This window comes from Enterococcus sp. AZ062, assembly GCF_051715065.1.
Taxonomy (GTDB): Bacteria; Bacillota; Bacilli; order Lactobacillales; family Enterococcaceae; genus Enterococcus_B; species Enterococcus_B mundtii.
Map to the genome: position 1 here is coordinate 3,125,346 of NZ_JBIOTB010000001.1, position 11,903 is coordinate 3,137,248.

At 38.6% G+C, this 11,903-nt stretch carries 4 protein-coding genes; all 4 read right to left on the bottom strand.

The genetic code is table 11. The features are described from left to right. Positions 1 to 313: 313 nt before the first annotated feature. The 4 genes from IGJ00_RS14515 to recA all read right to left on the bottom strand — a co-directional run bounded on the left by IGJ00_RS14515 (position 314) and on the right by recA (position 11,860). A complete protein-coding gene (locus tag IGJ00_RS14515) occupies positions 314 to 8,212 on the bottom strand; it encodes a QWxxN domain (protein ID WP_438844559.1) in 7,899 nt (2,632 codons plus the stop codon). A 374-nt stretch (positions 8,213 to 8,586) separates the two neighbouring features. After that, complete coding sequence (locus IGJ00_RS14520; RefSeq protein WP_130029219.1) at positions 8,587 to 8,781, bottom strand: hypothetical protein; 195 nt, start codon at positions 8,779 to 8,781, stop codon at positions 8,587 to 8,589. Between the two features lie 193 nt (positions 8,782 to 8,974). Continuing rightward, on the bottom strand, positions 8,975 to 10,531 hold the full coding sequence (rny, locus tag IGJ00_RS14525; RefSeq protein ID WP_071866532.1) for a ribonuclease Y: 1,557 nt from the start codon (positions 10,529 to 10,531) through the stop codon (positions 8,975 to 8,977). 288 nt (positions 10,532 to 10,819) lie between these two features. Beyond that, positions 10,820 to 11,860 carry a recombinase RecA gene (recA, locus tag IGJ00_RS14530; protein WP_010734076.1) on the bottom strand — a complete coding sequence of 347 codons (1,041 nt, stop codon included), beginning with the start codon at positions 11,858 to 11,860 and terminating at the stop codon, positions 10,820 to 10,822. Positions 11,861 to 11,903: the final 43 nt, after the last annotated feature.

The window sequence follows — 11,903 nt, forward strand, 5'->3', positions numbered from 1 at the left end:
TGTGTTTTTTTATTGTTACTATTCGACATACGATAACCTATTGTTAATACGTCCTTTATCCGTTGATTTTCAAATTAAATAATAACAATAATACATAAAAATCCTTGTAAATTCACTTTTTTCTGTCACCTTAGAACTGAATAAACGCCGAGAACATCCGTAACCTCTTCGAAAATAAGACTGCACATTTTTATGCTTACTGTCTTAGTGATCGAAGAGGTTGTTCTTCATATTTTAGCTGATACTTACAGTAGTAAAATTATACCTTATCTCTGTTCTATCTTTTTTTGGCTAGTGTCCTTTACTGTTCGTTTTACAGACTGACCTGTTTTCCCTTCACGATAGACTGCTGGTAAGTGATTGTCGCGTTGGTCTCTTTACTAACCTTTTTGCCATGACTTATGATCTTTGCAAAATCTACCGCTCCATCTCTTGTTTGAGCAGGTGCTTCTGTCAACATTTTTGGTACTACTTGTTTCTTTTCTAAACGTTTATCTTGTTCTATCACTAAAAAATCACCTGTTTTCATTGTCGTTGCAACAGGAAACAGCTTACCATCTCCCGATTCTTCTTTTGTCTCTCTTTTGACGCGGGGGTGATCGTGGGACTCATTTTTATCCTCATCCCCTCTCATGATCCTTGCAAAATCTGCCGCTTTATCTCTTTTTTGAGCAGATGATTCTGTCGGCATTTTTGGTACTACTTGTTTCCTTTCTACATTTTTATCTGGTGGTATAACTGAAAAATCATCGTTAGATTTCTGGTAAGTTGCTGTCGCATTGGTCTCTTTATTAATCTTTTTACCATGACTTATGATCCTTGCAAAATCCGCTACTTCATCCCTTATTTGAGTAGATCCTGTCGGCATCATTTCAGACAAGTCTTGCTTCTTTTCTAAATCTTTAGTTTGCTCTAACACAAAGAAATTACCTGTTTGCATCATTGCTAACACAGTGAATAGCTTGCCGTCTCCCAATCCCTCTTCCTTTGTTTCTCTTTTGACACGCGGTTGGTTATAGAACTCATTTTGATTGGCGAAATCTCTCATAATCGTTGCGAGTAATTGAGCATCCGTCAGTTTAAAGTTAGTAAATAACATAGCATCTGTTTGAAATGCTTTGACGACCGTTTTTTTAGATAAACGAGGGGCATTTTGTTGTTTTGCTACCCCTGTAACAAATTGATCAAAATTCGGATGTTCAAAAAAACCCGAGTATCTTGTAAGAAAATCATCTTTCACATTTTGTCCACTCGGCAAAAATCCAGTAAGCGTTAGCCCATATTTAACAACATCATATGTTCCTGAAACAATATGTGTGGTTTCATGCGTGATCGTTATCTCTGGAGGTGCTGCTATTTGAATTCCTGGTAAAATTTCTGGTCTTTTATGGAAAGCATCAGCTACAATAATGATGCGACACTCGGCATCTTCTTTCAATACAAAGGCATAGGCTTTCGGATTATCATTACTAACAGAGTAATAGGCATGTGTCTTCTCATCTAGAACAAAATCAGTCGAAACGATCCAAATATTTTCAAATCCCCAGTCTGCTGATTGTCTCAGAAATTGTTCACCCTTGGTTGCGATTGAAAGGAGTCTCTTTACCGATTCCTTTAAAATCTTCTCTTGCTGAACAGAAGGTGGCACGTCAAGGAAATTTATTAAGTATTGACCTTCGGCTGTTTCTGCGATTTTATCTACTTTTAACAATTCTAAACACACATCTTTGACGATTCTGAAATTTTCTATGGCATTCTTGAATTCTTGAGGAAGTTTCTCTATAAACGGTCTAAGTGATTCCGGCACCATACTTATGTCTAAACCGGAAAAAACACGAAACTGGTCATCTGGTTTCAAAGACAATACTTTGGCAATCTCATCAGAAATCGATTTTTGTGCTTTCTCCTCGTCGATATAGACAATTCTTTGTGGCTCTGGGATAAAATGATCCAATGGTTTGATCGGAACTAATTCATCTTCCAATCTTGAAATGCCTTGCATTGGCGAATACTCGATTGCATTAAGCATACCGTACCATCCCCACCATCTATTTGGGGATTCTGGAAGGGTATTATACGGCGGATACAATGAATTCTCATTCCTCTGCGCAACTGTCTTTCCGCGAGCTGACCCTACATCCTCTTTTTTTGACATACCTTCTTGCGGAGAATTAGGGCTATTATATTGGACAGTCCCTGGATATTTTTCATTGGCTTTCTCTAAAGGCGTTTCAAACCGAAAAGCACCATTATTCGTGTCCAATCGTAATACGGTCATCGGTGCAAGAATATTTTTTTTCACCAAATGGTAACGATTCGTTTCCTTGTCCAACAAAACTAATGGAAGGTATTGCTCTTGGATTCTGATATAAGATCGCCCAGCAGAATTCCACATCAACCCATTTTCATCCGGTGGGGATAGCGTAGTCGGAGTCAGTAATGACTCATACTGACTTAATTCCTTTCCTACCTTCTCACGTACTGCTAGCGAAACTGTTGGGCTAGTTTCTGCTTCAAAATACCACTCTATCCCGTTAAAGTTTACCGGATATATCGCTCCTCTATCATGTATATCATAGCGGACACCATGATTCTCAATTGTACTGATTCTGACAGGCACTAATTTCTTATTCATTTCAATAAACGTTTGCCGAAAATCTCCTTCTCCAGTAACAGTTAATGTAGTTGCCTCCCCATAAGCTTTAGGATTTAAATTTAGTTCTTTTACAGCTACATCTCTGTTAGGAATCTTCCTTGAAATTCGGTTAACCAAATATTTGTGTCTGCGAAAAAAAACTGCCGGTCCCTCAAACAGCCTTAGCTTTGTTCCACGCAATGTAAAATGATTTCCATAAACAGTCCCTTTTTTTAAATCTGATACTGGGACGTACAAATGATCTTGCACACGTTTCACGCGTATTTCTGGACCATTATTTGGTAAAGTAGCTTGCGTATAACTTTTCGCCCAATCGTGGGTTTCTATTCCAAATTTTTCAAGTTTTACCACTACTTCCTTGAGTTCTTTTCTAATAAATGCTTGGTTTTTTAAACGTATCAACCCCTTAAATAGGGCTTGTGAACTATCATTTAGAAATTCTATTCCTGGATCAGCGTAACGTATAGCACTAACAACAATTGATCGGAGTTCTGATGTTCTTGGGAGGAAGCGCGTACTATGACGTACTATACCTGCTACACCTTGTTTCATGATCGTTCTTGCCATACCAAATACAAATCTCGTATTGAGGGCTGTGACTTGACCCAATACAGGAATCAAGGACACTGCATCGAGCATACAACTGGGAACCGCCTCACCAATATCTTTATTCATACTACCGACCACGCAATCGTAAAAAGGAATGAGATGCTTGAAAACATCCCAAATTTTTGTAACCATTGTTGTCTCTCTTCCTGAATCATAGAGTTGTCGATAGACTTTATCCCTGTGTTTACCGCTGATATGGTTGATAAACGCCTCCTGTGCATTTCCTTTCAATAAAAGTTTGTTCTGATTCGATTCTAGTTTAAAAATATAAGGCTTATCTCTGATCAGAACTTTATCACCATATTTTCGAAATTCATTTTTCCAAAGATCTTGTCGATTAAAAAGTCCATATCGGAGATATGACATAGGATCTTTATCAACGCGATAAAGCTTGTATCCTCCATCTTTTTCAAGCCTTTTCAACGCATAGCATCTTTCTTCTCCACCAAGAATAACTACAAATAAATCTGTCTCATCTAAGGTAAGAAGCGTCTCTACTTCCACTTCTTTTGCCAAAAAGACTGGTGGAAAACCTGACGTTCCTGGTCCACTTGCCGAATGCCTTGCTTTATGACTCAGCACTGCCTGTGCCTCATATATACGACTTTCCGATGAAAATATAAAATTCAAATCATCTTTGTGAAATGAATCCACCGCAAGTCGTATCAGAAACTGATCCAATGAATAAAATGATTCAGATACAGCTTTCGTTAACCGCATATACCATTCATTGATATCTGGTGGAATCCATGGACCAGGACAGGGATTTCCGCCAGCGAGATAAACTTGCCCACCCGCAAGACTAACCGCGATACCTAGTTTTTTGCACTCTTCCAGTACTTCATCCACAAGCGCTGATTGTTGGCGCCAGTCTATTACTGCTGTTTGATAAGATAAGACAAGGTCATTGACCATTTCTTGCTTTTTTATTAGTTCAAAATAGCCACGTTGCAAATAATTGACAAAGGTGCTTAACGCGACTTGTTGATAGTCCCCTTTTGCTATTGGACCTCTGAGAATATCTGGGTCCAACTGAACGATAGCCAATGTCGCTGGAACTAAAAGATGAGAAATTTCTTCGACAGTATCAATCCCTTTATCTCTAAAACTCTCAAAAAAAAGTTCGCCTACTGATTTGATTTCTTTCTGATTGAATTTCTCAAGATACCCTAAATCCTTTAATATTCTAGAGCCAGTCATCTGCATTAAAGAATCATAATCAGCGATCAATACATCGTCACCAACCTCACTTGATTTAAGAAAATAATTAGGTAATGCTCGATTCATGAACATAATCCATAGTTTAGTGATATTATTTTGTCTTCCTATTTTTTGATCGACTTGTTGAGTGGCAGATTTCGGTGGGATGTTGATTAGATCAGCTTTTATCAATTCTTCTACGGAAAATGACTTCCTAAGCTGGCCGATCGTAAATGTAGATGGGTCAGATGAATCAATGATTTTTTTTGCTGCATACCCTTCTATTGTGGTACCCAGGACATTTTCAACTGTCCATTTCATTACGGTCAATTCAGCGTCCCTATCTGAGATCACTTCCTCTGGCTTTCCACCATATAGTTTTAACTCTTTCAGGATAACTTTTGCTATCGCTTGGACTTTCTCAGATGAGACTCTGCCATCCATCCCTGTTTGTCCAAACCATTCCCCCATAGCGGACAAAACATCTTCTTTGCTTACTTGGGTAGTAGACAACATGCCTTTTTGACGAAAAAATGTCTCAACTTGTGTCATGATTTTCTTATCCAACCACTTATTGATTGTTACTGCTGGTATAGATTCTGCTTTTTCATCTACAGTCGCAGAGGGAGTGGTGGTAGGCAAAACTAAATGATTGCTTTCGATCATGTCCCATAACCAATTCGTGAACGTGATTTCTGCGCCTTTATTTGAAATGACGCCATCTACTTCCTCACCAAGGATGACTTGAGCAATTTGTTTCATTTTTACCATGTCTATAACCTCTTGATTTGCTCCTTCCAGTAGTACCCAACTTGAGACTATTTTCGCAAAAGCATCAGCATCCGTAGTTTCACAATCTACGCCTTTTTCAGTTAAAAATTTAGCTACTCTTTGTTTTTCTTTCTCTAACTTTATACGATCTACGGTAGTATGTAACACTTCTTTTGGTTGGCTATTCGTTTGTGTCGTAGGCTTAAAATCATTTTCTAAAAAAAAACGTTCAATCTTTTTCTTAACTTCTTCTTCATGCTCCTGTTCTTGATTCTTTTTGATTTCTTCAATATCGATACCCAAACGATTGTCTTGCCCCTTCTTATACGTATAGCCAATCTGTGCGTTATTGTTTTCCCACTGCAACACAATCGCTCGTGACTCAGCATCCGTCAAGGGAACAGCTGCCCCACCATAAGCCCTCACAATCATATTCGCTGCTATGTTCTGTCTTTTGCAGATTTCTTCGTACTGTAAACCTGCAAAGATCCATTTTTGTAACAACAAAACCAGTTGACGTGGTGTTGCCGTTGTAAAATACATTTGTTCTTTATATAGGAACTTGCCGACTTCGCCATTCGCTTTTTGGGTATTCTCTCGCATATCAAAAATCTGTTTATGATAATAAATTGGTACGATTAGTGTTTGCTTAGGAATACTATCTGGTCGATCAAGGATAAAGTCCTCATAGATCTGATTGTTTTCTTTTAAATATTTTTGAACTTGAAGAATTGAGGCAGTCTCTGCTGGTGATAAATCATATTGAATGGTTTGTTTCGTCTTCTCTTTATAACGATACCCCGCTAGCAACGTGTTAGTTTTCCATTGTTTATAAATTGCTTGTAATTGTATATCGGATAAGAAATCTCCTAGTCTACTATTTTCAATCCCGTACCCTTTGTGGATGAGATAAGCTAAATATTGTGCCCGCTCTGACTGTATGGTTTGGTCATTTTTCCAATTCCTACCTGCCCAATTTTGAACAACCTTAATCAACTCCAAGTCGGTATCTATATGGCTAACAACTCCTGTACCGATGAAAAAAGATTTAAGTATCTGATTCACATCAGTTGTCTGATTTTTCTGCTGAAAAAGCGGTTCATCAAAATGAAAAACTGGCAATAATTCTGACTGATCAAAGGGTTGTATATCTTGAGAGATGGCTTCGGTGATTTGAAGGACCATACTATAGTCAGAAGCACTAACAGGGATGAATAAATTATTGGTTAGACCATTTTCTGTGACTGTTTCATTATGTTTTTGTATCGGATTGATCTCAATATTCTTAGTTTCAGTAAAAGTATATGGTTTAAACACGTTATTTGTTTCCCATTGAAAGAAAATATTGATTGCTCTAATGGCAGATAACTGCACGACGGAAAGACCATAAGCACTAAGAATAATTTTAGCAAGCTGTTGTCTCTTCTCAAGAAGTTCATGGTTTGATGCACCTCTATTCGCCCAGCTTTGAAGAGCGAGAAAAAACTCATTATATGGCTTATCTTTAATGGCACATAACTCACTGCGTTGTTCACAAACAGCTTGTCTGATTCTTTCATTTGCTTTGTCTGTTTCACTGCGCTGCCCAAAGACTTCTTGATCATACCAGAACGGTGTAAATGGTTCATTGACTGGTACAGGTGAAGGTTTATTTTCCATATAAGCTAACATGATTTTGTTGATTTTCTCATGTGTTGCTTCAGAGAGTGCTTCCGACGATTTCAGTCCAACAAGCGTTGGGTTTGTTGTTTCAATTAAAGGTGGCGCATCCATTGACTGCGTAGGGATGGTTGCTGCTTCCGCGCCAGTTCTTGTTTGTAAGTAATCATAACGTTTAACGAAACGATCGAACACTTCTGAAAAATCTTTGGCCAAAGCAACAAGTTTTGCGGTGATGCTCACTTCTGTTCCGTGAGCGGCTTGTCTTTTCGAATCACTTGCCAGAAGCTGCTGTTTTAAAATATGCTGTCGCTCATATTTTCTATTATCTTTGCCTAACGGATCAGAAGATTTCTCTTGTGTTTTAGGATCGCTAGAAAAAGTTTGGATCAATAACTCTGTAAAATGCCCTAACATATTGTATTTTTCATCTGTGTGATTCAATGAATCAATGATCTGCTCTTGCTGATAAAAGAATGAGCTGAACACTTCATTTAGACCATTCCAAAAAGAAGTCACACTAAGAGTTACGTTTTCTGGTACTGGAACGTCTGTTGTCGTCCCATTCTTCTGATACTTTTCCTCAAAAGTCTTTTGAAAAAAATTTTTCAACTTTTCAGCCGCATTACTTGCATTAAATTGCTGTGGATCATTTGCATCCGTACTTTTCTTGAATGAAAATTGCTGGAGAGAGCGCGTTGTATTACCTCGTGTTTCATTCAATGTTTGTGAGGCGGCGATAGCATTTTGGCAAACTGTCTTAAAGTGGATTTGTGTATGATTTTTATTTTCCCATAAGCCGTATTCTTTTTTGTGGAATGCTTGTTCGGACGTTGAACAGTCAATAAGTTCTGAAATACCATAGGCTAATTTGTGCACATCTATACTGAATTGGTGAGCAGCGTCTGCTAAATCCGAAAGCGGCGAGACAACTTCTAGTTTGTTTTGTTTTATTTGAGTAGTATTCGTTGGTAAAGGCGGGGTTATTTTTTGGGGGTTAAAAGTCGAGCTAGACTTGAGCGCAGGCATTCGTACTTGATTTCCGATCTGTTGAATTTCGACATGCGTATCTACTTCTAACACCGCACCTGAATCTTGGACAGCTCGTTGCTGATCAGGGCGATCCTCTGGCATCCGTAGACCTGCTAGAACGCTCCATATAAAGAGGAAGCCTGCAGGGGTCAGGAGGTCTGTCGGCGTCTGACCTAATCTACTTGCAATGTCATACATCGTATTTTGCCGTTCTTTTGGGTCATCCTTCATATTAAATTCGTTGTAGAATTCACCGATTCTTCTATTAAAATCTTCTCCTGGCATTTCGTCTCACTCCTTCATTAAAAGATGCACATCAACTGAATAAAGTGTTAAAAATCACTAGTTTTATTTGCTTTTCTACATATCTCTTCTCCCCTTCACTTTCATCATACAAGGGTGGTAAACATTTATGTGCCTTTTATTCAAGTATTTTAGAAAAAAATGGTCAAATAAATTAGCTTGAACGTTCCAAGATGAAATGCCTGATTTTCAATTTATTACTCAAGAAGGTGTGCATTTTTTTGCTAGGTAAAAAGGAATTCATTTAAGTGTTTTTACACACCTAAAACGACTGAAATGAACACTTCCTGGCATTTCAGCCGTTTTTTATGGATGTATGTAATCATATCTTTTCTTATTGTCTTGTTTTCATTTGTTTATTTTTTAGATTTGAGTTTAACGATCGACAATTCTATGACATAGTAAAACATCAGACTATAAATGCCACTCGGCAGGAAATCACGATTCACGATATATTCAATCGTGATCCCAAAAGCACTCCCAAACAATCCAGAATAAATGACGATTAGATAGGGATGATCGTCAGCAAATTTCATTATTTTTATCAGCAATATGCTTCGCCTCCTTATACTATAGTTATTTCAAGTATTACTATACCGTTAAAAAACTATGGATATCTTATCTGTCATAAAAGATCATTTTAAAGTCATAAGCGTTGTCACGATCTGTTATGCCCTAGAATCAAAAAAAATGACCCAACAGACTAATCTAATCTGTTGGGTCATCCTATATTTTAACTATTTTTTATTTCGCATAATCGGTTGCACGAGTCTCTCGGATCACGATTACTTTGATGTGTCCTGGGTAATCCAGATCATCTTCGATACGTTTACGGATATCGCGTACTAAGCGTACCGCATCTAAATCAGAGATTTCTTCTGGTTTGACCATGACGCGTACTTCACGTCCGGCTTGGACAGCAAAACTTGATTCAACACCGGCAAAGCTGTTTGAGATTGTTTCTAGGCTTCTCAAACGACGGATATAGTTTTCCAATGATTCACTTCTTGCACCTGGGCGAGCTGCTGATAATGCGTCTGCAGCGGCTACTAGGACGGAAATAACAGAAGTCGCTTCGACATCGCCATGGTGAGAGGCAATCGCGTTGATCACAACTGGATTCTCTTTGTATTTCGTTGCTAGTTCTGCACCGATCTCAACGTGAGATCCTTCGATTTCATGGTCTAACGCTTTTCCAATATCATGAAGCAAGCCCGCACGTTTTGCCAATTGGATATCTTCGCCTAACTCCGCTGCTAAGATTCCTGATAATTTCGCTACTTCGACCGAATGTTTCAACACGTTTTGGCCATAACTTGTTCGGAAATGTAGACGACCCATGATCTTGATCAAATCTGGATGAAGCGTATGTGCGCCGACTTCAAAGGCTGCTTCTTCTCCATATTCACGAATCCGTTCGTCCATTTCTTTACGTGATTTTTCAACCATTTCTTCGATACGCGCTGGATGGATCCGTCCATCTTGAATCAGTTTTTCTAATGTCATTCGTGCGATTTCTCGACGAATTGGATCAAATCCTGAAAGAACGACTGCTTCTGGTGTATCATCAATGATCAAATCGATTCCTGTAAGTGTTTCAAGGGTTCGAATATTTCGTCCTTCACGTCCGATGATACGACCTTTCATTTCGTCATTTGGTAATGTCACGACGGACACTGTCGTTTCAGAAACTTGATCTGCTGCACAACGTTGGATAGCCAATGAGAGCAAGTTCTTCGCTTTGCGATCTGCTTCTTCTTTTGCACGTTGTTCTGATTCTTTTACCATCAAGGTCAGTTCATGATTCAACTCTTCTTCGGTTGATTTCATGATTACTTCTCTTGCATCTTCTTTCGATAAACCAGCAATTTTTTCTAATTCTTTTTGTTGATCTTCAATCAATCTTTCAACGTCTTTTTCTCGCTCTTCAATTAATTGCTGTTTTGAACTAAGTGCCTCTTCTTTACTTTCAAGTGAGTTTTCTCGTTTTTCTAACGAGTCATCTTTACGATCTAACGTTTGTTCACGTTGGATCAATCGATTTTCTTGAGATTTTAGCTCTAATTTACTTTCTCTCAGCTCACTTTCAACTTCAGAACGATATTTCTGATTTTCTTCCTTAGCTTCCAACAATGCTTCTTTTTTTAGAGTTTCTGCTTCTTTTTTTGCACCTTCAAGAATACTTGCAGCTGATGTTTTTGCACCAGCAATTTCTTTCTCATGACGTGACTTCGCAACCATAAACCCTAAACCAAGACCGACAATTAAACCGATGATAGCGAGGAGAATGTTGAGTCCCATTAAATCCACCTCCATACTATCTTTTCCATTTTTATCATCTACCAATTTCTATGATAAATTATTCTAAACTATAAATATGCTGTTGCATATGTGCATAAAAACCTGCACAAGTTTATTCTAATGTTTGTTTCCAGTAGTGTCAACTTTAAATACGAAAAGAAACGGCTTCCTCGATTTTCAAAAAAGGGAGGTTTTGAGCGAGTGATGACTTATTTTTTGGTTCTTATTCTAGTGAAAAATAAAAAAACATCCGGTAGTTATTAGACTACCGGATACCCGCTTATTTCTTTATTCATCTAGTGGTAATTCTTCTTGTGCTTCTTCTGGTACATCAACTGGTTCACCGATGCCATAAGCTGCACGCACTAATGTAGATACTTCAGCCATCATCTCTGGATGATTTGACATATAGATTTTCGCGTTTTCACGACCTTGACCGATGCGATCTTCTTTGTAAGAATACCATGCACCACTCTTATCAACGATATCTTTTTCAACTGCCATATCCAATAGCTCGCCTTCTTGAGAGATACCTAAGCCATACATCACATCGACTTCAGCGATTTTGAATGGTGGTGCTACTTTATTTTTTACGACTTTGATCTTTGTACGGTTACCGACAATGTCCGTTCCTTGTTTCAATTGTTCCGCACGACGTACTTCCAAACGGATCGTTGCGTAGAACTTCAACGCACGTCCTCCTGGTGTGATTTCTGGATTACCGAACATCACGCCAACTTTTTCACGAATTTGGTTGATGAAAATCGCGATCGTTTTTGTTTTGTTGATCGATCCTGAGAGTTTACGTAAGGCTTGAGACATCAAACGAGCTTGTAACCCTACGTGTGAGTCACCCATCTCCCCGTCAATCTCTGCACGTGGTACTAAAGCTGCTACTGAGTCGATAACGACAATATCTACTGCACCACTTGATACTAAAGCATCAGCGATCTCTAATCCTTGTTCTCCGGTATCTGGTTGAGAAAGGAGTAATTCATCGATATTTACCCCTAATTTTTGGGCATATTGTGGATCTAAGGCATGTTCCGCATCAATAAAGGCGGCAGTCCCACCATTTTTTTGGACTTCTGCGATTGCATGGAGTGCAACCGTTGTTTTACCTGAACTTTCTGGACCGTAGACTTCAATGATCCGTCCACGAGGATAGCCACCTATCCCTAAAGCAACATCTAGTGCAAGAGAACCACTTGGAATTGTCGAGATTTGTTGGTCGATTTTTTCGCCCAGTTTCATGATCGAACCTTTCCCATAGTTCTTTTCAATTTTTTTCAATGCAGCATCTAAGGCTGCTTTACGATCATCTGCCAATACGATAATCCTCCTTATTTTTACGACTCAAAGTAACATTTCA